Source organism: Chroococcidiopsis sp. CCNUC1, assembly GCF_023546805.1.
GTDB lineage: Bacteria > Cyanobacteriota > Cyanobacteriia > Cyanobacteriales > Chroococcidiopsidaceae > Chroococcidiopsis > Chroococcidiopsis thermalis.
This window is the reverse complement of the sequence record NZ_CP097480.1, coordinates 2,968,094-2,989,208: the sequence shown is the minus strand read 5'-3', so window position 1 is coordinate 2,989,208 and position 21,115 is coordinate 2,968,094. Positions and strand designations below refer to the sequence as shown.

At 43.0% G+C, this 21,115-nt stretch carries 22 protein-coding genes and 1 pseudogene; 10 read left to right on the top strand and 13 right to left on the bottom strand.

Going from position 1 to position 21,115, the window contains the following annotated elements:
* Positions 1–76 precede the first annotated feature (76 nt).
* Positions 77–1,123: a DNA sulfur modification protein DndB gene (locus tag M5J74_RS13950; protein WP_250016999.1), complete on the top strand. Its 1,047-nt coding sequence runs from the start codon at positions 77–79 to the stop codon at positions 1,121–1,123.
* 21 nt (positions 1,124–1,144) lie between these two features.
* Here the strand turns inward: M5J74_RS13950 and M5J74_RS13945 are convergent, their stop codons facing one another.
* The 6 genes from M5J74_RS13945 to M5J74_RS13920 form a co-directional block, all read right to left on the bottom strand.
* Positions 1,145–1,624, bottom strand: a complete 480-nt coding sequence (locus M5J74_RS13945) for a DNA phosphorothioation-associated protein 4 (RefSeq protein ID WP_250016998.1) — start codon at positions 1,622–1,624, stop codon at positions 1,145–1,147.
* A 271-nt stretch (positions 1,625–1,895) separates the two neighbouring features.
* Positions 1,896–2,465 carry a Uma2 family endonuclease gene (locus tag M5J74_RS13940; protein WP_106216085.1) on the bottom strand — a complete coding sequence of 190 codons (570 nt, stop codon included), beginning with the start codon at positions 2,463–2,465 and terminating at the stop codon, positions 1,896–1,898.
* Positions 2,466–2,471: 6 nt separating this feature from the next.
* A complete protein-coding gene (locus M5J74_RS13935; protein WP_250016997.1) occupies positions 2,472–3,122 on the bottom strand; it encodes a Uma2 family endonuclease in 651 nt (216 codons plus the stop codon).
* The gene (locus M5J74_RS13930) at positions 3,115–5,184 is read right to left on the bottom strand and encodes an AAA family ATPase (protein ID WP_250016996.1); all 2,070 of its coding nucleotides are present in this window, start codon (positions 5,182–5,184) and stop codon (positions 3,115–3,117) included. The genes M5J74_RS13935 and M5J74_RS13930 overlap by 8 nt, the downstream gene beginning before the upstream one ends.
* On the bottom strand, positions 5,184–5,339 hold the full coding sequence (locus tag M5J74_RS13925) for a hypothetical protein (protein WP_181245259.1): 156 nt from the start codon (positions 5,337–5,339) through the stop codon (positions 5,184–5,186). The genes M5J74_RS13930 and M5J74_RS13925 overlap by 1 nt, the downstream gene beginning before the upstream one ends.
* A 476-nt stretch (positions 5,340–5,815) precedes the next feature.
* Positions 5,816–6,433, bottom strand: a complete 618-nt coding sequence (locus M5J74_RS13920) for a lipopolysaccharide assembly protein LapB (protein ID WP_106544519.1) — start codon at positions 6,431–6,433, stop codon at positions 5,816–5,818.
* 332 nt (positions 6,434–6,765) lie between these two features.
* On the opposite strand from M5J74_RS13920, the gene M5J74_RS13915 reads away from it, so the two are divergent.
* The 4 genes from M5J74_RS13915 to M5J74_RS13900 all read left to right on the top strand — a co-directional run bounded on the left by M5J74_RS13915 (position 6,766) and on the right by M5J74_RS13900 (position 10,990).
* On the top strand, positions 6,766–7,656 hold the full coding sequence (locus M5J74_RS13915) for a hypothetical protein (RefSeq protein WP_106216083.1): 891 nt from the start codon (positions 6,766–6,768) through the stop codon (positions 7,654–7,656).
* Between the two features lie 176 nt (positions 7,657–7,832).
* Complete coding sequence (locus M5J74_RS13910; RefSeq protein WP_015154688.1) at positions 7,833–8,324, top strand: 2TM domain-containing protein; 492 nt, start codon at positions 7,833–7,835, stop codon at positions 8,322–8,324.
* A 544-nt stretch (positions 8,325–8,868) separates the two neighbouring features.
* Positions 8,869–9,669 (top strand): hypothetical protein, encoded by an 801-nt coding sequence (locus M5J74_RS13905; protein ID WP_250016995.1) that lies wholly within the window; start codon positions 8,869–8,871, stop codon positions 9,667–9,669.
* A 235-nt stretch (positions 9,670–9,904) separates the two neighbouring features.
* Entirely contained in the window at positions 9,905–10,990 is a 1,086-nt protein-coding gene (locus M5J74_RS13900) for an A/G-specific adenine glycosylase (RefSeq protein WP_250016993.1), read from the top strand.
* A gap of 46 nt (positions 10,991–11,036) precedes the next feature.
* Here the strand turns inward: M5J74_RS13900 and M5J74_RS13895 are convergent, their stop codons facing one another.
* Both M5J74_RS13895 and psb27 read right to left on the bottom strand, forming a co-directional pair.
* Positions 11,037–12,551, bottom strand: a complete 1,515-nt coding sequence (locus tag M5J74_RS13895; protein WP_015154685.1) for a family 10 glycosylhydrolase — start codon at positions 12,549–12,551, stop codon at positions 11,037–11,039.
* 399 nt (positions 12,552–12,950) lie between these two features.
* A complete protein-coding gene (gene psb27 / locus M5J74_RS13890; protein WP_041462465.1) occupies positions 12,951–13,346 on the bottom strand; it encodes a photosystem II protein Psb27 in 396 nt (131 codons plus the stop codon).
* Between the two features lie 105 nt (positions 13,347–13,451).
* Between psb27 and M5J74_RS13885 the strand changes: the two genes are divergently transcribed.
* Positions 13,452–14,048, top strand: coding sequence for a nucleoside triphosphate pyrophosphatase (locus M5J74_RS13885; RefSeq protein ID WP_015154683.1), 597 nt, complete (start codon positions 13,452–13,454; stop codon positions 14,046–14,048).
* 86 nt (positions 14,049–14,134) lie between these two features.
* Here the strand turns inward: M5J74_RS13885 and M5J74_RS13880 are convergent, their stop codons facing one another.
* Positions 14,135–14,392, bottom strand: a complete 258-nt coding sequence (locus M5J74_RS13880; RefSeq protein ID WP_015154682.1) for a hypothetical protein — start codon at positions 14,390–14,392, stop codon at positions 14,135–14,137.
* Positions 14,393–14,623: 231 nt separating this feature from the next.
* Between M5J74_RS13880 and M5J74_RS13875 the strand changes: the two genes are divergently transcribed.
* Entirely contained in the window at positions 14,624–15,376 is a 753-nt protein-coding gene (locus tag M5J74_RS13875; protein WP_015154681.1) for a phycocyanobilin:ferredoxin oxidoreductase, read from the top strand.
* Positions 15,377–15,426: 50 nt separating this feature from the next.
* On the opposite strand, the pseudogene M5J74_RS33435 reads toward M5J74_RS13875, so the two are convergent.
* The 3 genes and pseudogenes from M5J74_RS33435 to M5J74_RS13860 all read right to left on the bottom strand — a co-directional run bounded on the left by M5J74_RS33435 (position 15,427) and on the right by M5J74_RS13860 (position 16,701).
* A pseudogene (locus M5J74_RS33435) lies at positions 15,427–15,780 on the bottom strand (DUF5615 family PIN-like protein).
* On the bottom strand, positions 15,777–16,079 hold the full coding sequence (locus M5J74_RS13865; RefSeq protein WP_146139684.1) for a hypothetical protein: 303 nt from the start codon (positions 16,077–16,079) through the stop codon (positions 15,777–15,779). Before M5J74_RS13865 ends, M5J74_RS33435 begins: the two are co-directional and overlap by 4 nt.
* A gap of 103 nt (positions 16,080–16,182) precedes the next feature.
* Positions 16,183–16,701, bottom strand: coding sequence for an adenine phosphoribosyltransferase (locus M5J74_RS13860; RefSeq protein WP_015154679.1), 519 nt, complete (start codon positions 16,699–16,701; stop codon positions 16,183–16,185).
* A 360-nt stretch (positions 16,702–17,061) separates the two neighbouring features.
* Between M5J74_RS13860 and M5J74_RS13855 the strand changes: the two genes are divergently transcribed.
* From M5J74_RS13855 to M5J74_RS13845, 3 genes are all read left to right on the top strand, one after another.
* Positions 17,062–17,688, top strand: a complete 627-nt coding sequence (locus M5J74_RS13855) for a DUF3038 domain-containing protein (RefSeq protein ID WP_015154678.1) — start codon at positions 17,062–17,064, stop codon at positions 17,686–17,688.
* Positions 17,685–18,662 (top strand): DUF4335 domain-containing protein, encoded by a 978-nt coding sequence (locus M5J74_RS13850; RefSeq protein ID WP_106216079.1) that lies wholly within the window; start codon positions 17,685–17,687, stop codon positions 18,660–18,662. Before M5J74_RS13855 ends, M5J74_RS13850 begins: the two co-directional genes overlap by 4 nt.
* Positions 18,663–18,743: 81 nt before the next feature.
* Positions 18,744–19,310 (top strand): Uma2 family endonuclease, encoded by a 567-nt coding sequence (locus tag M5J74_RS13845; RefSeq protein WP_015154676.1) that lies wholly within the window; start codon positions 18,744–18,746, stop codon positions 19,308–19,310.
* Between the two features lie 42 nt (positions 19,311–19,352).
* On the opposite strand, the gene lnt is transcribed toward M5J74_RS13845, so the two are convergent.
* Positions 19,353–21,035: an apolipoprotein N-acyltransferase gene (lnt, locus tag M5J74_RS13840; RefSeq protein ID WP_371934040.1), complete on the bottom strand. Its 1,683-nt coding sequence runs from the start codon at positions 21,033–21,035 to the stop codon at positions 19,353–19,355.
* Between the last annotated feature and the right edge of the window lie 80 nt (positions 21,036–21,115).

Below are 21,115 nucleotides of genomic sequence, written 5' to 3'. Positions count from 1 at the left end.
TGAATCGTACTACTCAAAGTACCGTCGCAAGTATCGGTGCTATCCAGGATTAATTTTTCATCAAGGGAAGCGGGAAATGCTACAAATTAATGTTCCTGCTGGAGACTTACCTGTTCTTCTTCAAGCGAAACCTGCTACTGATAACGATCCAAATTCAGGTAAAAATCGCCCGGTAATAAAAGGTCATGCAGATGAAATTAAAAAGTATGTTTTAGATCGTGCGCGGATTGGCAAACCTTGGGTTTTAGGTACATTGACAGCAAATGTAGCCAGGGAAAAAATTACAATTATTGAGTTAGGTGCAGGAGTTTGTCTAGTAGCTATTCCAAATGACGTTGCTTTAGATATTACAGATGGACAGCACCGAACTCGTGCTATGCAGGAGTTAATATTGAGTGCAGAACGACATTTAATTGGAAATGATGAATTTCCAATTACTTTAGTTTTAGAAGACAGCGATCGCCAATGTCAAACAGATTTTAGAGACATGGCTCAATCAGCACCTCTAGCTAAGTCTCTTTTAGTTTCTTACGGGGAGTTTTTAGGAAGAGATGGCATCACTCAAAACTTATTAGATAGAGTGATGATGTTTCAAGGAAAAACCGAAAAAATTAAAGCATCTGTTGGAGTAAAAAATAAATTAATTTACACAACTAATTACATAGCAAAATCTGTTAGTTGTGCATTTGTAGATCATCCTGACGATGAGATTCTAGAGTACGATGTCGAAACTTCTGCTGAAGCTTTGGCTGTAGCCTTCAATCTATTTTTTTCAAACTGTTCTGCTACCAAACTAATAGCTGAGAAAAAGTTCGAGCAACTGACAAGTGATGAAGTTATGAATTTTAAAGAAGATTACATTATAGGTTTAAGTTATGGTTTGGAGATACTAGGACGTTTGCTGAACTTTACTTACGATCGGTCAAGCAATCACTTCAATGAAGCCATGATATTGAGGTTAGCTGAAATTGACTGGTCAAGAAGTAATAGCGTTTGGAGAGATAATATTGTTAGATTAGATCCAAAACCTAAAAATCCAGCTAAACCATACAAAATATCATTTGGTACAGGTGTCATATCAACAGCAGTCAAGATTGTAAAAATGGAACTGGGCTGGACATGAGCTATTAAAATTGAATAATACTTACATTTGCGGGATGAATTTGCTTAAATCGAATTCCTCTTCTTCTTTTTTCTGCCTCACTACTTCAGAAATAAGAATTAGTAGAAGCCTTTCTGTATAATCAACTGCACCTCGTAGTTCTATCTGTAACATTTCCAGTCCACCGTTAACATACTCTTCAAAAATATCGTTACGGTTCTCATTAGTATGATTTTCCGTCAAGGACAAAATTTTTAATTCTTCGGTTTCATTAACCGCAATTAAATTTATTACTGCATCATACCCTCTGACTAAAAATTGTTCTTGAGGAATCGGTGCTGGTTCTTTTTTAGAAACCTCTCCCAAAGGAACGCGCTTTTTGTGCTTTGCACCTAAAGCAGCAGCAAATACAATGACATCAGCATAAGTTGGAAATGGACCCGTCGCACCGTCTGCTGCTGTTAAGGATTTCACTAATTCGGCTTTATCTTTAGCAACTCTAATCCTACCAGTTTCTACCATTCTGCCAGTACCTAATTCTTAGCTATATTAACTCAACAATTTATTTGTATCTCTACAACTTCCCAAAAACCGATCGCACCCCCAATTACACAAACATTTGACTCACCTCTACCTCAATTTCAGGAAAAGCTAACAGTGACAACTTAGCGCCTTCACCTAAAATTGTTTCCTGTTGATAAGTTTCCTCACCTAGTTCTCGCAGTACATAAACCTGTCGTACATTACAAGCAGGCTTTGTTTGTGTAAACGCGAATTTTATTCACCCAATATTCTAATTAGGAAATTGCACGTCTTCGTAAACTAAGGAAACAGGAAAACAAAAATCGATACTCGCGAACTCGACTTCATCCCCCGTTTCATATGGATGCAATTCCCAAAAACCGCGATCGTTTAATCGAAAACATTCTACACTGACTTTTTCTGCATCAATTAAAACGTATTCGCTTAAAGTTTGAATGCGACGATATTGAGTAAATTTTCCGCCGCGATCGTAAGCTTCTGTACTAGGCGAAAGAACTTCTATTATTAGAGAGGGATATCGAAGAAATTTGGTTGCTTGTCTATCTCTTTCGTCACAACTTACAACTATGTCTGGATAATAACATGGTCCCTCCTCAGATACGCAAACTTTTGCATCAGCCATGTTGACACGACAACGGCTTCCTCGTAATTGATTTTTTAAGGCAGTAATTAGGTTAACAGCAATATCATTGTGAGGGATAGTACCCCCAGTCATGGCATAAACTTCGCCATTGAGATATTCGTACTTGAATTCTTGGCGTTCTTCCCATTCCAAATATTCTTGGAGTGACATATATTTGTAATCTGGATTCGCAATCATACATTTTTATCCTTGACTAAAACTCTGCAATAGCCAACGGTTAATCTCGCCGTCATCTTGAGTTAGACTGCGTTGTAATGCTTCTTTCACTAAAGCTATTTCTAATCCAGGTAATATCCTAGATTCTTGAATTTCTCCACTACTTCCTTGAAAAATTCTAAATGCAATAATATCTCCAGCATTCACGTCAACTACCCAATATTCTCTGACTCCTGCGGGTTTGTAAATTAATCGTTTGCGTCCTATATCATCATTGAAAGAAGTCGCACCTAATTCTATGACTAGAGTAGGTGGTGGAAATTCGTCTAAATTAATCGGTGAGTTGGAACGCGGTGGAAATCTAAATTCTGCACCAATGTAAAAAGCTAAATCCGGTTGAAATTCTCTAATACCTGCTCTCCAAAAACTACAATTAATTAGACTTTTGATTCTACTATTTTTAACAGTGGCATACAAACTCACTACATTATGAGCAATGCTATTATCCTGGCTGTGGCTAGAACCAATTGGTGGTATTTCAATCCTCATGTAACCGCGATCGTAATAAAAATTAGCTTTCTCATACTCTGGGTTATCGGCTATTGCCATAAATTCTTCCCAGGTAGCTTTCACCCAAGTATCTGCCACAAAATTCTGTGTAGGAGACGAACTAGCCATTGTCCTCTACCTCTACTGCTACGGTATATTCAAACTCGTTCGGACTCTGCCTAACTAAAGGATAACGCCTGCTACCAATACTAATAGAATCCTCTTCACAGTCAGGTTTAGAAGAATAATAAGTCAGCACATATTGCTTCCCAATTCTGCTTGACATTTCTGCTTCTACTTCCCCTCGCCATTGAGTTTTTGTCACTAAAACAATTAATTGATTAGCTAATTTAGGAATCACTTTGGCAATTTGACGGCGATAAATTTCATCCAAACTACCAAAGGGGGAATCCATCACGATTGGAAAAGTACTGGTATCGGGAACCATTAGCATTTTCTTCTCGCTCCATTCCCGCACTCTGTCAATAATACTGCCAATAAAAGAAAGGCTGAGAATTTGATTTTCTCCCGTAGACGCAGCGACAGGCATTTCTATACCAATTGTATTTTCTACTAATGTTAGTTCATAGCGATCGCTAATTTTAGGAATATAAGGAGTAAAAGAAATCTCTCGAAATATTTCTTGAACTCGTTTTTCTAACTGTAAGCGAAACTGTCGTTCTTGTCGCGATCGCACTTCAGCTAAACGCTCGATCGCATCCTGAGTAGCAGCAATTCGTCTTTGAGCTAATATTTGTCTTTCTTCATTGTATTTTTGTTTGATAATTTGCTTAGCTAAATTCTCAGCTTCGGCTTGAAAATTAACGATCTGCTGTTGATTTGCTCCCTGTTCTAGGATTATTTCTCTGATTTTTACTTCAATCGCATCTACACGTTTTTGCAAACTCCGAATTTCTTCACTTGGATCTTTACGCAATCGTTCCTGAATAGAATCTAATTCAGTTTCTATCTGTGAAATTGTCTGTCTTAATTGCTGAATTCTAGCTTGCTCTCTATCTACTTCTTCCCAGAAGATAGGTGCTTGTTTATCAATTTCATCTACTTGTGCGCTCATGCGAATAGCTGTCTCTTCTACAGTAGAGGAACCTGCTCTTTCTAACCAGTTTTTCACACTTTCGCAAGCGAAATCTCCTGCATGTAAATCTGCACCGCAAATACAACGTTGGGAACTCAGTAAATCGCTAATAAATTCCCGCGAAATTCCTGCCTTCAATTCTCCTCGCTGTTTTAATTCCGTAACTATAGATCGAAATTGATTTGTGGCTTCTGATAAAAGTACTGTATATCCTTTCGTAGAAATAGCTCTTTTTAAAAGTTCTCGGCTTTGTTTAAGACTATCTTGATTCGTCTTTTTCAGTTGCTCTAACTCCTGCCGTCTTTCTTGTAATTCCTTTGCCGCACTAAGTTCCCGTAGATAATGGCTCGTTTCTTTCTTCAGCGTATCTTGATACTCTAATTCTTGCTCGATTTCTATTTGCCTACGCTTGATTCGCTCTATTTCTTTCTCGGCTTTACTCTGCTGCCTAAGTAGTTTTTGTGTCTCGCCGTCCCCAATTGCTTTTAACTCATTATCTAGAGTTTTCTTTGCTTCTCCTAAATGCCGAATTGCGCGATTTAAGACTTCAACTCCCAGAAGCATTTTAGTAGCTTCAGCAATTTCTGTTTTTTTATCAGAACGAACAATTTGCTCGATGCGTTCGCCATCAAAAAAGAAATACTGATGTAAACTACTGGGGAGAATTTGATGAATAATTTCCTCTGGATGTTCTGGTGGAATATACCAACGTCCATCATCTCCAGACACATACATAAATAATTCGCTTTTACCTGCATCTATATCTAATTCATTTTTATAAACTCGACAATTGCGCTTAGTGCGGTAACGTTTTCCTTCATGTTCCCAACTGACTTCTACCCAACATTCTACTGCTGCACCTAATTGTACTTCGGCGATCGCGCGTTTATTTACTAATTGCTCGACAGAAGCAAAAGCTGCACTAAATCTCTCGTACAATACCCACGTAAAGGCATTTAATAAACTCGTTTTTCCCGCACCATTGTTTCCATGAATAATTGTAGTGTTTTGTTCGCTTCCAGTCGCTAAGATTATTTCTGGTGTTTTCCCATAAAAAGAGCGAAAATTACATAATTGGATAGAAGTGAGCTTCATTACTGCACCTCTTCTTTGATAATCTTCACAATATCGTCATTAATATGACCTTGGCTTTTTCGGTCTAGTCTATTTTTCTCTAGTTGACAGACTCGCTCGATAATTTGCCTAATCTCTGGCGCAGCAGTTACTATCGGCTCCTGCACGTCACTCATATTTGATTCTGTTATCATGCTAGTACAAATGAATGCTATGCAATATTTTATACATGCGTACTCCCGTTTGGCTACTGATAAGTAAGTCAAAAGTCAAAAGCTAAAAGTCAAATAAAGTAAGCCTCGTAGCTGCTCCAGCTTGGGCTGCTGCGCAAATACAATCTTGATGTAAAACAAGCGTTAAGAAACTTATGGAGCGTAACTGCACTACCCTTGTCTGCGTTTAACTAAATCTCTTTGCAAGGGTGTAATACTGCCAGAAAAATTTAAGCTGGAAAAATCTTGTATTTTTACTTTTCTGATGATACTATTGCTTTAACCAAAAGGGTTTTCTTAATAATCGAAGCGTAAGCATTTCAAAAAAATAAATTATATTTCTATTCTAAATAATAAATATCACGATCGCAGATTGAAAGTCAATCCACCATAGCCAAATAAATTGATTTTTGCGATCGCAAGTAAAGAATAATTAAAATTTACTTTTGTTTTTGCTGGGGAACTGCGGGAGCAGGGGTGGGTTGAGGATTAGCCAAGTTGTTAATTTGCTCTTTTTCTGAGGGACTAGGTGCAAGGGCAGCAGCTTGCTCGAACAAGGGCTTAGCTTGCTCTGGCTTACCCTGTTCTTTAAGTAGCAGTGCCTTGCCTAAAACAGGACGATAATCTTTCTGGTCGATTTGCATCGCACGGTCAAAAGCGGCATTGGCGCGATCGCTATTTTTCTGGGCAGCATAAACTTGACCCAATACTAAGTGATATAAACCTTCATTGGGGTTGAGAGCAATCAGTTTTTCTAAAGGTGCGATCGCACCCTGAAAGTCTCTCTGGCGGACGCGAACTTCTACTAATCCCTTCAGTGCTGCTTGGTTATCTGGCTCCTGTTTTAGAACGAGTTCGTACTCTTGTGCCTGATTCACCAGTGGAGATGAAGATTGCGTTCGCGCTGTCTGGCTAGCAGTGGGCGTAGCTTCCTGCGCTGGCTGACTATCTTTGACTATGCCTTCTAACAGGGGTAACATCGAAGCCCCAATAAAGAAAACGGCTCCTAGCGCCAAGACGAGATTGATGAACCAACGACTGCGGGATGGCTGTGACACGATATCGCTTTGAACTCTACTTCCATATCTTAAAAGCTAACATTCAGAATGCTAATTGCTCGTTGCCAAGCGAAAGGGGGTTAATTTACCTAGTTGCCTGCACGAGTGCAGATTTTGTAAAATAGCGATTTTCCGATCTAGGGTAACATCACAACCAATTGGGGTTGTAGTGATATGTTATGCTGCGCTCACGCTTAGTTTACTTCTTGCCAATGAGCTACGCTTGCCGACAGCATACAAAACGTAACTTAAATTATCCGCCGCTCGAATTTGCGGGCAGCAGGATAAAAATAGTCCCAAATGGGATTTGTCTCCGCCGCTAAGGAGTTTTTATGAATTCCGACCTGATTCCGTCTTCCCAAGTTTCCGATTCCGATTCTCAACAGCCTCCAACCGAGACTGTAGCAGAGGAAAACCAAGCAAACCGCCAGCAGCCAATTCCACCCCCAAGCGAACCAATGCAGTATCGTGCCATTGGTCTAGTACGCGGTCGCTATCAAGCCAGCGCCGAACAATTCACGCAAGGAACATTACTGGCGCATGATGGTACTCAACTGCAAGCCGTACTGCTAGGGCGAATTATTAGCTTAGTCAGAAAGCACATAGATTTAGAGGCAGAACACCTGTGGGTGGTTTACCCGCGCACGGGACAAAAAGATAATCAATTGCACCTTCAAATTGTCGGAGTTTGGGAACCAGAAACCCTAGCAAAGCAACCAACCCCAGAAGAAACTCCCACCAGTGAAGCAGCACCCTCAGAAGCGGATTCTGCACCGATCGACAACGCCGAAGATGGTTATTTTTCTGTACGCGGTGAAGTCGTTTTTCAGTCTGCGGGGGATAGTCGGCTGGTCGTGAAAATCAAGCAAGCGCCACGCAAAGAATCAGATCGACCCAAGTTTTTTAAAGTCAATCTTCAAGGCGTGCTGAAAACAAAAGCTGTAGGTCAGTTTTGGGAGTTTCACGTTCTCAGACAAGCTGACGATCTCGTCGTACAAGAAGGTACATCGATCGCTACTTTGCCTAAACCCTTCCGAAAACCGATGAAAAAACCCTTCGGCGCGCGATCGGGAGGAGGATATAACAAAGGTGGAGGTAGAGGTAAATTCGAGACCCCACGTCCCGTCCGTAAGACTGATAGCTCTACACCCATGCCTCAAAAACCCATTCCCAAAGCCCCCATTCCCAAACCGACCAAACGTCCAAAACCACCGCAAGAGTAAATAGTAGTTGGTGACTGGTGATTAGCAAAGAGGAAAAAACACCAGTCACCAGCCACCTCGCTAAAACGCCACTAACGACTCATCGACCAACGACAACTCACTGAATTCCGAATTATCATAGAAACAGTGAAGCTATCTGGATTGAGTCAAAATTTTCTGGGAAAGGCATAGGTGAGATGAAAACAGTGGTTGACAACAAGCTAGTGCAGACTTATCACCAAGAAGATATTCAACAAATTCTCCAAATAGCGATCGCTCGTCAAGCCTATGAAGGAGAATTTTCTCGCCAACAATTATTAGAAATTGCCGCTGAATTAGAAATTTCCCCAGAATGTCTGCAATTAGCAGAACAAGAGTGGTTGAATCAGCAATCTGATAGTCAAGAACGGCAGAAATTTAATCTGGATAGACGGAAAAAGCTGCAAAAAAGATTTGGTAACTATGGTTTAGTTAATATCTTTTTTATCCTTTTAGATCTGGTCAGTGGCGGTGGTCTGTCTTGGTCGCTCTATATCTTATTATCTTTAAGTTTTCTTTTAGGTCTTGATGTATGGAATAAATCACAGATTCAAGGCGAGGAGTATGAAAAAGCCTTCCAGAATTGGAAACGCAGGCATCAAATCAAGCGTTCGATTAACTCTTTGCTAGATAGACTGCTTAAAGCTTAGTTTCTCAATTATATTTTCACCTGTAGTATTTATTAGCGATCGCCTGTGCCTATTCTCGCTTTCAGAGGCACGTTTAGAGTGCGAGTGCTGGTTTGTGGCTATATAATTAAAAAAATTTTATCTAGCGTAAGATAGACAAATAATCAGAGTTACAAGATTAAATTTTCTAACTTAAGTAGAGTTGATTTTATTTTGAGTATCTCTTTAGAAATACTCTAATTTTTGCTTGTTACCACTATTGATATATAGTTGCTCTTAATCCAACAAAAATTAAAGTTTTTTGGTAAAAATAGACGTAACGACAAATTTTTATCATTTTTCTGAGCTAAAACTACAAAATGCAGAAATCAAACATAACTTCTGAGAATTAATTTTTCTAACCTAAGTCTAACCTAAGGTAGATATGCGAGCTTTAGGACTAACTATACAAAGCGCAAGTTTACCAGTAAAAGACGATTAGAATTCTGCTGGGAGTGCCAAATCTGGTGCAGAAATTCGTGTAATAGACTCCAAAAAAAGCAAATCGTATGTGAGGATGACAAAAATGAATGTTAAATTTTTCCATTCGACTGCCATTGTGTTTAGTTTTGCAACTGTTGTAGCAGTTGCAAGCGAACTGCCAGCATCAGCGCAAACTGCAAACCCTAAAATTTCTACTTCTGCTGCTGCTTTGAAGGATAGATCGAGAGTTAACACGATCGCACAAGCCGATCCAACGTATCCCAGCACTCAACCATCTACTCCCACTACAGATCCAACGTATCCCAGCACTCAACCATCTACTCCCACTACAGATCCAACGTATCCCAGCACTCAACCATCTACTCCCACTACAGATCCAACGACTCCTACTACAGAACCAACTACCCCAACAGAACCACCAGCAACTAATCCAGATCCAATTGAACCAGGATCGTCTACCCGTGGTGGTTCTAGCTACGTAGGCGTGGGAGCGAATATTGGGATAGACGGTAGTACAGCTTTAGGTGACACTAACTTCACCGTCATCAGTAAAATCGGATTAACCAATGCTGTCTCTGCACGTCCGTCAGTCATCATTGGGGACAATACAACCATCTTGATTCCTGTGACCTACGACTTTAACTTGCAACCTACAGGAATCGATACAGGTTCGGAAGCTGGTTCGATTTTTGCACCCTATGTCGGCGGTGGTTTGGGTATTTCTACGGGAGATGATAGCGATGTAGGACCAATGTTAACTGCTGGTGTAGATGTACCAATAGGTGAGCAATTTACAGCTAACGTAGGTGCGAACGTAGGCTTTTTAGATGATACAGAAGTAGGTATTCAAATTGGTGTTGGCTATAACTTTGCTGGCTTTTAATCAGTGGCTAGTAACTAGTGGTTGGTGGCTAGAAAAAAGTCCAGCCACTAGCCATTCACAAGCAACCAGTTATCGCAATAGCTATAGCGCCTGGAGAATTGTCTTCTACAGGCGCTATGCTGGTTAAGTTATAGAGTTTCAACTAGTTATCTTCTGTATATAACCATAGAATAATCTTTAAATTTAGGTTTTAGGTAAAGCCAACGTAAATATCTACCTAACTTATGTGAAAAAAGTGTTAAAGGCTCGAGGTATAAGACAACTCCTGACTTGGTACGATCGCGATCGCAGACCGCTACCGTGGCGACAGCAGGTCAATATTTATCATACTTGGATCTGCGAGGTTATGAGCCAACAGACGACTCTAGCCGTTGTCTTACCTAAATTTGCTCAATTTGTTCAACAACTGCCTACGGTAGACGATTTAGCCAACTGCGATGAAGAGACACTACACCGACTCTGGGCTGGATTGGGATATTACGCACGAGCGAGAAACTTGAAAAAAGGTGCAGAGTTCATCGTCAACCGCCTCAACGGTCGTTTTCCCCAATCTTATCGCGAATGGTTGCAAATTCCAGGTTGTGGCGATTATACTGCTGCCGCGATCGCTAGTATTTGCTTGAACGAAAAAGTTCCTTGTATTGATGGTAACGTCATCCGGGTGGTGAGTCGCTTGCTAGCCTTACAAGATGTGTGGAATACAGCAGGGCGATCGCGCATTCAAGATTATCTCACGCAAGTCATTCCTAGCGATCGTCCTGGTGATTTTAATCAAGCGATGATGGAGTTGGGTGCAACAATCTGCCGAAAAACGAAACCCCGTTGCGATATTTGTCCTTTACAAATGCAATGTTTGGCTTACGCTAACAATTGTATTGAAATTTGTCCTCCTAAAAAACCCCGCCGCGTTTTAGTAGATACGGAATTATTCGTGCTAATTTTTTGGCATCGACAAACCGATACTTTGGCAATTGGAGAAAGAACAGATGGTTTTTTAGCCAAAACGATTGGCTTTCCTTTGACGCTCGCTCATCAATTATCAAAGCTCGATCGTTGGCAACCGCTTCAACTACCAGGAAAATTTACCCATGCGATCGCTCATCATCGTATCACTGGAAGGATTTGCGTTATTCAATTAAATAGTAATGACATTGATATCTCCATGCGGCAGCATTTAGCTTTATCGAAAACACTACACTGGATGAATCGTCTAGACCTCAGTGCAAAACTCTCAACCGCACTCGATCGAAAAGCTTTTCAGTTATTTCAAAATTACACTTATTCTGATTCAATTTGCGAACAACTCGCACTAAATTTATAGCATGAAATTTAAGTGTAGGGTGGGCAATGCCCACCTGATGATATAACTATTTCCAGCGACAAGACTTCCGCAAATTTTCAATTTCCGGTTCTTGCCAAGAAAAAGCAAAATGGCTAATTCCTTTAACTTGAGGTGCAGCACGCTCGATCGCGCTCATTTGAGCTTCAAGAGAGGGGCGATTGCTGATAGACTGTCCCCATGTACCAGCGATCGCCGGAATAACTTTAGCTTCAGGTGGCGCGTATTTAAACACTCTTTGCACCAAAGCCGCAATACAATCGGCATTACCGCAAGCAGCATAGGACATGGGATGCCATTCTGCACTGGTAGGAAACCGATCCCAAGGCTGTAAGCGGGAATCATACCCCTCACCCACAACTTGGTTGCCATCAGGAAAAAACACTAACCCTGTCTGTATTCCCTGTTGTTGTACTGGTGAAGCTGCCAAGGCGACAAAATCGAGAATTCCTTGTAGGGCATGGGCTACACTCAACCGCCATAACTCTAACTGTAGCAGCGGACGACGCGCCGCAGCACTCGGTAACACTTTTTTCTCCTCTTGAGTGGGTGGAGTGCGTCCCTGCCAAAGTGGTTCTCCTTCATCGGGATAAAGCTTATCGACCTCATCAACATCTGAGGCTGACAATGCACCCTTAGCAACATAGCGTTTAATCAGTTCTCGCCCCTTTTTGTTCAACGCCCGTTGTTCTAAAGCTTGACGGGCTGCTTCGCTATAAATCCATAAATCTTGTACTTTAGAGACTACAGAAGCACCACCCAAACCGCGTGGATAACGCACGTAGTCAAATAAGACTCCGTCAGGGCGGCGGCGTACCACTTGTTGCACCAACTGATAGAAGTCGCGCTTTGCCTGGACGTTGTAAGGATCGATAAATACTTGACTGGCGTTATCTACAACATTTAAGCTCGTATCGCCTTTAAAGTTCCTGGCTAATACCGATTGGCGATCGCTACGTTGCCCGTAGGAATAGCCGAAGTTCATCATAAACATCCAAGCGTAGACTTTCAAGCCTCGTTCGTGGGCTTTTTGAATAGCTTCGGCGAGTAAATCTGTATTTTCCGTGCCAGGGGTACGCACCATCGCGGGCCATGCTGTCGGGTTAGCCGATGCGGGTAATAGGACTTGCCCATCCGCAAATGTCTCGATGTAAACGTAGTTATAGCCTCGGCTGACAATCCGATCCATAATCTTGTCTAATACCCCAGGCTGAGTATCGCAGGGATAAAGGCGCAACCAGATCGCTTGATGTTGAGGCGGAGTGCGATCGCGGCACTCTGCTAATTGCTGTGCTTGTTGGTTTATTAGCTGTTTATAGCGGTTTTGCGCCTCTGTGTCACCTTGTAATGCTTTCTGAAGTAAGCTTTCTTTCTCTTGCCTTACTGCTTCTGATTCCTGACAGTAGGCAGTTGTTTGGGCTATTACAGGATGGTTCCCCAAGCTCATTACCAGTAAGCTACTCGTAAAGGCGATCGCCGCTAGGTATCGTTGTAATAGGCGCAGTTGCAAGAATTTTAATTGACTTAATTTGCAATCGGACATTCCTAAAAACAAGAAATAGGACAAAGGAATTCAGAAGTCAGAAGTCGGAAGTTAAGAAAGTATTATGGATAGCCTTAAAGAGTTGACAAACGATTAAATTTGCTGACTTTATGTTCTAGAGTGCAGAAGATAACTCTTCCACTTACAACTTACGACTCATAACTTCCGACTTAGTTTGACGTTAGTATTCGACCTTTGGTTGCTACCATCACTCAGAATAATTCGGAATTTGTCCTGTGTAATTCGTAATTATTCGGAATTCCTGCCACTGATGTTTCCTTTATCCGTTTCCCGGTAGGCGATCGCCTACTTTATTTGTGTAAAAAAATACTGGCAAGCAGTAACCTGCTTGCCACCAGCAAAGATACATATTTCTTAAATATGCGACTGTAACTAAGCTTAATTTCCCCGAGCCACCGCCATCTCTACTTGTTTGAATTCTAATTCCAGGCGTTGCTTCAGTTTTGCCGGTAGAGGACGGTTAGGATAAGAACTGTAGTGACCAGCCAGGGAATTTAAAGCGGTGCGCATGGTGGTAAAAGAACTTAAACCTGTCAAACTACCATTACGCTGATAGCGAGCGGCGAAATCATTAATTTTTTTGCGGGCTTCTGCTTGGATTTCGCCTTTGTTCGGTGCATCTTGCGGTAGTTCGATTGCGTTGCGCAATACACCTATCACATCCAAGGTATCTTGACGATAATCTCCAGAAAGCCCACCGCCACTAGAGCAGCCCATTAAACCAATAACGACTACCAAAACCAGGGCAAGTAGACGTGACCAATAGTGCTTCATATACAATCCATTCACATTCATACTTAAATCACAGTCAATCCTACCGTGGAATGGGATCATCTAAGAAGCCGACTGATAACTGATAACTGATAACTGATAACTGACATGGGTTTACCACAATTTGTTTTGGCTTCCGCTTCTCCGGCGCGGCGGCGCTTGTTACAAATGGTTGGCATCGAACCAATTGTGCGCGTCAGCAATTTTGATGAGTCTCAAATTCAAACCGAGAATGCGACTGAATTGGTAGAAACTTTAGCGCGTTGTAAAGCGGAAGCGATCGCACCTCAATTTGATTCAGCTTTAATTGTGGGCTGTGATTCTGTCTTGCTGTTAAATGGAGAAATACATGGTAAACCAGAGAATGCAGAAGTCGCGATCGCCCGTTGGCAGCACATGAGCGGTCAAGTGGGGGAACTGTATACAGGTCATGCTATTATCGACCAGCCGCAACAACAAATACTTGTCCGCACTCAAGTCACGCGGGTTTATTTTGCTCAAATGAGCGATCGCGCTATTAGAGCCTACGTTGCTACCGGAGAACCCCTCAAGTGTGCTGGTGCTTTTGCTTTAGAAGGGCGCGGAGGTCTATTTGTCGATAAAATTGAAGGCTGTCACTCAAATGTAATTGGTCTCAGCTTGCCCCTACTGCGCCAAATGCTATCGCAACTTGGTTATGAGGTGACGGAGTTTTGGGATAGGTAAGTCAAAAGTCAAAAGTTAAAAGTTAAAAGTCAAAACTACATTTGCAAAAGATTAGTGACTGACAACTAATAACCGACAACCAACAACTACCAATTACCATCCACCTCAAATTGATCCGCGTGCAGTACAGCTTCTCCACGATCTGGAATCCAAGCTAACCACTCGTCTTTTCCCACTTGGCACAGGAGCAATGCTTCATCATGACTGTAAGTACTGGGAAGTTCTCGCAACTTGACCCAACCATTGCGTTGACATTGCTCTAATGAATTGTCATAAATTTTGTTCAGCCAGTTTGAATAGGTTCTATCGGCGGTTTTGTGTTGTTTGTGAGAATTTAGTTGCACTGCCTTTGCCCTCTTTACTCAGAAAAGTCGATCGGCAATCTGTAAAAATTGCATTTCTGTAGTTTATGCTACAGAAACTTCGAGAGAAGCTGCATCTATCGTTGGATAACTTTACGTTTGTTCCAGCCAGATATACGATCGCCTTTTAAGTTCCGAGCCACATAGAGTAATAGAATGAGGAGTTGTAAGTGATGAATTCAGCATTCACAGTCCGGTATTGAGTATTTTTCCATGACACCTGCTTCTACTCCTTCACTGCGATCGCAACAGCACTCTCTAATTCGGCAACTAGCCGACGCGATCGAATCTGTTTGGCAAAACCACTTAGAACTTTCACCCTACGTCATTCCCGCAGAGTTAGGCTATGTCGAAGGCAGATTGGAGGGAGAGAAACTGACAATTGAAAATCGTTGTTATCAAACACCCCAATTTCGCAAACTACACCTAGAATTGGCGAAAGTGGGAACGACGCTAGATATTTTGCACTGCGTCATGTTTCCCCGCATAGAATATGCTCTACCCATGTTTGGCTGTGACTTAGTCGGAGGAAGGGGACAAATTAGTGCTGCGATCGCAGATTTATCGCCTTTAAATCGAGACCGAACTTTACCATCTGCTTATACTGCTGCACTTTCTGCTTTACCAAATCCGAATTTCTCTCAACCCCGAGAACTTCCGGTTTGGGGAGATATCTTTTCACCGTTTTGCACGTTTATTCGTCCTGGTTCTCCAGAGGAAGAAGAGAAATTTTTGGCAATGGTACGAGGATTTTTAGAAATACATTGTACCCAGGCGATCGCATCTCAACCTGTTTCTAAAACGCAACAAGCCGAAATTTTCGCCGCGCAACAATATTACTGTACAAAACAGCAGCAAAATGACAAAACTCGCCGAGTGTTAGAAAAAGCCTTTGGTGTAGAGTGGGCAGAACACTACATGACGACGATATTATTTGACTTACCGGAGGCTACTAATTTAGGCTAATATTCGGTAGCTAAGACCTGCATCTATCCGATCGCCAATTCACAAATCAATTAAAAAGGAATAGACATAATCTGATTTATCCATTCTTCTGCTTCAGATGCTTCCCAAATTAGAATAAGAGATTCAATCGCATCACTAATTGACAGATTTTGAGAAATAATTATAACTCCAGTACTAGTTTTTGTAGTAATAAACTTACCAAATTCAACTGGCATAGTTTTGCGATCGTGAGTCACGAGTACTCTCTCGTCTCGCGCAGCTATAGCTAATACCTCTTGGTCTGTCTTACCTTCTCATCCTGCTACATAAGCTGATTGAAAATCAATATTTGTTTCTCTTCAGAGTGTACCAGTCACAATTGCCTGTTTCAAGTCGGCATTTGCTTGAAATCGAATTTTCGTCATGCTTTGCCCTGCTTTTGGGCTTTAGCAGCTATTAGTTTTTGATACAGAGCTGGATTTCTTTCTCTTAAAGAGAGTCGCAGCTTTTCAAATTCTTCTTCTCCCTTTTCAAGATAGCGATTAATTAGTTCTTGATTAGCAAGATAAAAAGTAATCGCTCCATAAATTTTGCTCAGAAAACGGAAACTGGCAAAGGTCGCAAGTATGAAAGCCTGCTGAAATGAATGGTTGCCAAGGATTTTCTGCTGATTCACATAGCTTATTAAAGAACTGCTGCCCAACTCTTCCAGTTTGGAATTCAAGCTCTTTACCTAGCCAGCCTATAGCCTGTAGGAGAATATCATTTCCTACAGGGAAATAATCGATTGGGTCAAGATCTTTGTAACAAGTCACAAGATAATCTCATTAATACTCCACTAGCGCCACAATTGGCACGTCGGGCAAATTCCGCCGCCCTGCTAAATCTCGTAACTCGACGATAAACCCAAAACCAACCAACTCGCAGCCGATTTGCTGCACTAACTTAGCCGTGGCGCTGGCGGTTCCCCCAGTGGCGATCAAGTCATCTACAATCAATACCCGACTACCAGGCTGCAAGGCATCTTGATGCACTTCTAACTTATCCATGCCATACTCTAGTTCGTATTCAACCGAGTGAACCAAAGAGGGTAACTTCCCAGGTTTACGCACGGGAATAAAGCCAATGCCTAATTTATAAGCCAAAGCTGCACCAATGATAAAGCCGCGTGACTCAATTCCTACAATATATTCAGCATTTAACCCCGCACCATCCAGCTTATCAGCCAGACTATCTATGGCATGGCGTAGCCCTGCGGCATCGCGCAGCAAAGTGGTAATATCTCGAAACAAAATACCAGGCTTGGGAAAATCGGGAATATCGCGAATCAGGGACTTGAGATCCATAGGTTGTCAGCGAGACTGGCTGAGTATAACGGCAACTATCTATATTGGCAGACTTAGGAAGACTTTGAAAAATCGTACACTAGAATTCCAGATGTTTTAAATTGTTACGTGCGATCGCTAATTTCGAGCGAGAATCAGGGAAACCTTATTATCAGTTACCAGTTATCAGTTATCAGTGACTAGTGGCGGGTGACTAGTGACTAGAATTGCTCCCTTGTCCCCCTTGTCTTCCTTGTCTCCCTTGTCCCCTTCTTCCCGACTCCCGACTCCCTTCTATGCTAAAAGTAGACAGTCAGTCGCCAATTTTGCCAATCTAGTGAAGGCTGGTTTTAGTTATTTACTCGTATATCTTTGGTTAAGATGAATGTCTCCGCAAGCGCGAATCCGTTAGATAGTTCAACCGTCCCATCCCTCCCCCTGATGCTGGAAAGTTTACCTAACCCACCTGTTGATGAAAGGGCTTGTCCTCAAAGGGTGAGGTTGCAAATTGATTTGATGTTACTGGCGATTGAAGCCCTAGAACTTGGTGGTTCGGAATTATTCTTGGCAATAGCGCAGGAGCTAGAACTACAAGATATTGTCAAAAATCGGGTAAACTTGTGGCGAATGCGCTGTACGAACCCATTGAGGCGATCGCACGCTCGGCGCGACCTCAGTTTACTAGAGGCTAAAGCACTTGTCGTCATCGCCGCCGATTTAGCCCGCAGGTTGACAGCTGTGATTCGACAGTTGCTATTGACATATCAGCAAATGCGTGACAAAGGAATTCCACTTGAACAAAATTTACGCTTGTCTAATTATCTCGAAAGGTTTCGATCGCATTTTCGCAGTCGGATGAATCCTCGTCGTTCTGGGGTACTGGCTTACAATTCCCCTGAAAAGTTGGATGAACTAGCACTGACACTGCTGCAACAATTGCTATTTTGTACGGGGACAGCGGGAATGCAGCGGTTGTGGATTAGTTTGTTTGATGGGGAAGTAGAATGACGACGATTCAACGTAAGTATAGCCTGCCCAATTGCACGCTGGTTTTAGAGGGATTGAGCGATCGCGCGACTGACTCCCAATCCTTTGACGGGCGACCCGTACTCACAATTTTGACCTATGTTGAGTGTCAGCTGATCCAGGCAAAACAAACCTTGACTGGTGGTAGAGATTTTTTTGAAAGTTTAGTGACAGCTGTTAGCGGTTACGCCCAAGAATTTTTGAGTCACGTCACGCACCCAGAAGCGCACAACAAAGAATCTAGCTTGGTACATCTGCAAAAAATCGATCGCGATCGTCATCGTTTGACCGTCCAGCCAGAAAGTCATAAAGAATCAGAGGCAAATAGCCACACCGAAGGCACGACGCAGGAAGTCGAGCTGACAACAGTACAGTTATTTGACTTAGTAGAGGCAATCGATCAGTTTTTTGCCGATACCCAAACCCTACCAGATTTAACGCTGCAACTAGCTCCAGTTTCGCGGCGCTACGTGCGATCGGGACAGCAGTTAGTCAAGCAAGCCGTACCCGCCACCGTAGGCGCATCAGGATTAGCCCTAGCCGCGATCGCCTTTTTCTTAATTCCCATTCCCGAAGCTGTCCGCCGTCCTACAGAAGCCACCTCTCCATCCGCCCAATCTACCAACATTGCTAACGCACCACCCATCACCGATCCGTTGCAATTGGTGCAATTACAGCAAAAACTCACCGACCAACTCCGACCGGCGTGGAAGCCTAACGTAGCCCTCGGTCAAGATTTAGTTTACCGCGTTGGCGTAGCTGCTAATGGAGCGATTAAAGGCTATGTTGCGACTAACGACATATCCAACGGGCAAGTCCAGCAAACTCCCCTACCTCGCCTGCTATCCCAACCTGCTGCTGGTAGTGCTACGCCACCAGAATCCTTAGCTCAATTTCAAGTCACCTTTACACCCAAGGGAGAAGTGCAAGTTAAGCCTTGGGAAGCGAAGAAATGAGACAAGGGGGACAAGGGAGACAAGGGAGAATAAACTGTCAACCAACAATTACCAACTACCCATTACCCATTACCATTCTTTATGGATACGGTGATATTAAATCTAGAACCAATCGTGCATTTGACTCAGGAACAGTTTTATCAACTGTGCATGGCAAATCGCGAGTTGAATTTAGAGCTTAATGCCAAAGGAGATTTAATTATCGTGCCACCCGTAGGAGGAGAAAGCGGCAATCAAGAAGCAGATCTGATAACAGATTTGAATAATTGGAATCGTCAAACCAAGCTAGGAAAAGTCTTTAGTTCCTCCACAATTTTTCGTCTCCCCAATGGTGCTAACCGTTCTCCTGATGCAGCTTGGATAAGATTGGAACGATGGGAGGCTCTAACTCCAGAAGAACGAGAAAAGTTTCCTCCCATATGCCCAGATTTTACAATTGAATTGCGCTCTCGCACCGATACGCTAAAACCATTACAAGAGAAAATGCAAGAATATTTGGCTAATGGTTTGCGTTTGGGTTGGTTAATTAACCCTCAAAATAGCCAAGTAGAAATTTATCGCGCCAACCAGCCTGTAGAAGTCATATTTTTACCTTCCGTCCTCTCTGGAGAAGATATTTTACCTGGATTTGAATTACCTCTAGAATAGAGCGATCGCGACCTTCTCATATACGATCTAAAACCCTAAAACCTAAACTTGTCCAACAAGCCTTACCAGCCAAACGACAACAGCCACAACCATCAACATCGGTGTCAGCCAATCGCCCCAACGCACGTATAAAGTTTTGGTTTGACGGCGATAAATAGTTTCGGAATGGATTTCATAAGTATTGTGTCCCGATATCCAAACTGTCTTACCGTGAGGATCGACAAAAGCAGAATATCCGGTATTGACAGCACGCACAGCCCATCTGTCAGTTTCGATCGCCCGCATGATATCTAAAGCATGGTGCTGAGCTGGCATCGCAGCGCTGTAATGGGCATCGTTGGAGGGACTGAGGATAAATTGCCCTCCAGCAGCAGCTTGGTAGCGAAATCGTTCGGGAAAGGCAGATTCGTAACAAATTCCGACAATTGCTCGACCGAAAGGAGTATCGAATAACTGATTTGGCGCACCTGCTATTTGATGCTCGTCAAGCGGTGAAAGTCGAGAAACAATCCCACCTAAAATTTCTTGGAATGGAACGTATTCGCCAATCGGTACTAATTTTGATTTGTCATAACGACTAAAAATCTGTCCGTTACTCAGTAGGGTAAAAATACTGTTCGTATAGCCTCCTTTTTTGTCGCCAAACAATCCCAACCAAGCAACTACGCCCCTTTCTTTGACAGCGGAGTAAAAAGAAGTGCGTTGAACGTCATTCCAGCGAAAAGGTAAAGCTCCTTCTGGAGTTAAAACTGCATCAACTCCCCGATCTGCTAAAGTTTGGTAGCCAGTCGTATAACCTTCGATCGCCTTCCGAAAACCTTCGGGATAAAGTTTGATTTTATTCGGGACGTTACCCTGGACGATCCCAACTTTGAGAACTGTGTCTGGAGACTGAATCAGGGGACGGCTGTACAAGCTGTAGCCCAAAAGGTGTAATAAAAGGCAAAAAGCAAAAGGCAAAAGGCAAAAGACAACAGATGTTTTTCGACTCCCCTGAATGGGCGCACGGCTGTGCGCCCCTACAACTGCAATCCAAGCTTCGGCAAACAATCCATTGACAGCGACGATCGCAGCTGTAACAGCACTTGCTCCAGAAAGTTGTCCGAGATGGAGAATGGGTAGGTTGTGGGGGCTTTGGGTGTAGGAAAGCGAAGACCACCACAAGGGTCCGGCACTCCACAAGCTTTCTAAGCCGCACCAAAGAGCAACGCCGATGAGGAGGCGGACGAGACTAAGAGGAATTTTGTCGCGCAAAGACGAGCCGGTGCGTTGCGGAGCCAGCACCGTGCGGGGGTTTCCCCCGTTGAGGCGACTGGCGTGAGGTTCCCTCCGTTGTAGCAACTGGCGTGCGAAGGCGCAAAGGGTTTTTTGTGTTTTTGCGTTTGGGAGTAGGGATTTTAAAGTGGGAATTCGCCAATTTAGCAGTGCTTTCATGCCAACACCCCAGGCAACCACTAGAGCGGCTCCCCAGAGGGTGATGAAGATCCAGCAGAAAAGGGCGATCGCCAGACTACTCAACCACGGTACACCCATCCAAGTCATAGGATGAATGCCTGTAATCCAAAATAAAGCGACACCGTGATAGCCAATGCCCCAAAGGAGGGGTAAGGAGTGAGGAGCGAGGAGTGAGGAATGTTTGGGGGTTGTAACTACCAATACCCACAGAGGAGCTAGGGCAATCCAGGCAAGAAACCAAGCTCCTACAGGGGCAACGGTAAGCCCCATTAATATACCGCTAGCAAGAGCAATAAGCAGCGAAAAAGGAGAGGCGATCCCCTCACTCCTCACTCCTCGCTCCTCGCTCC

Coding starts and splice junctions, on each gene's coding strand:
- M5J74_RS13895 (WP_015154685.1), bottom strand. CDS start 12,551: ATGTCCGATTGCAAATTAAGTCAATTAAAATTCTTGCAACTGCGCCTA.
- M5J74_RS13905 (WP_250016995.1), top strand. CDS start 8,869: ATGAATGTTAAATTTTTCCATTCGACTGCCATTGTGTTTAGTTTTGCA.
- M5J74_RS13940 (WP_106216085.1), bottom strand. CDS start 2,465: ATGATTGCGAATCCAGATTACAAATATATGTCACTCCAAGAATATTTG.
- M5J74_RS13935 (WP_250016997.1), bottom strand. CDS start 3,122: ATGGCTAGTTCGTCTCCTACACAGAATTTTGTGGCAGATACTTGGGTG.
- M5J74_RS13910 (WP_015154688.1), top strand. CDS start 7,833: ATGAAAACAGTGGTTGACAACAAGCTAGTGCAGACTTATCACCAAGAA.
- M5J74_RS13845 (WP_015154676.1), top strand. CDS start 18,744: ATGGATACGGTGATATTAAATCTAGAACCAATCGTGCATTTGACTCAG.
- M5J74_RS13930 (WP_250016996.1), bottom strand. CDS start 5,184: ATGAAGCTCACTTCTATCCAATTATGTAATTTTCGCTCTTTTTATGGG.
- M5J74_RS13885 (WP_015154683.1), top strand. CDS start 13,452: ATGGGTTTACCACAATTTGTTTTGGCTTCCGCTTCTCCGGCGCGGCGG.
- lnt (WP_371934040.1), bottom strand. CDS start 21,035: ATGGGGCTTACCGTTGCCCCTGTAGGAGCTTGGTTTCTTGCCTGGATT.
- M5J74_RS13855 (WP_015154678.1), top strand. CDS start 17,062: ATGAATGTCTCCGCAAGCGCGAATCCGTTAGATAGTTCAACCGTCCCA.
- M5J74_RS13950 (WP_250016999.1), top strand. CDS start 77: ATGCTACAAATTAATGTTCCTGCTGGAGACTTACCTGTTCTTCTTCAA.
- M5J74_RS13925 (WP_181245259.1), bottom strand. CDS start 5,339: ATGAGTGACGTGCAGGAGCCGATAGTAACTGCTGCGCCAGAGATTAGG.
- psb27 (WP_041462465.1), bottom strand. CDS start 13,346: ATGAAGCACTATTGGTCACGTCTACTTGCCCTGGTTTTGGTAGTCGTT.
- M5J74_RS13850 (WP_106216079.1), top strand. CDS start 17,685: ATGACGACGATTCAACGTAAGTATAGCCTGCCCAATTGCACGCTGGTT.
- M5J74_RS13915 (WP_106216083.1), top strand. CDS start 6,766: ATGAATTCCGACCTGATTCCGTCTTCCCAAGTTTCCGATTCCGATTCT.
- M5J74_RS13945 (WP_250016998.1), bottom strand. CDS start 1,624: ATGGTAGAAACTGGTAGGATTAGAGTTGCTAAAGATAAAGCCGAATTA.
- M5J74_RS13860 (WP_015154679.1), bottom strand. CDS start 16,701: ATGGATCTCAAGTCCCTGATTCGCGATATTCCCGATTTTCCCAAGCCT.
- M5J74_RS13875 (WP_015154681.1), top strand. CDS start 14,624: ATGACACCTGCTTCTACTCCTTCACTGCGATCGCAACAGCACTCTCTA.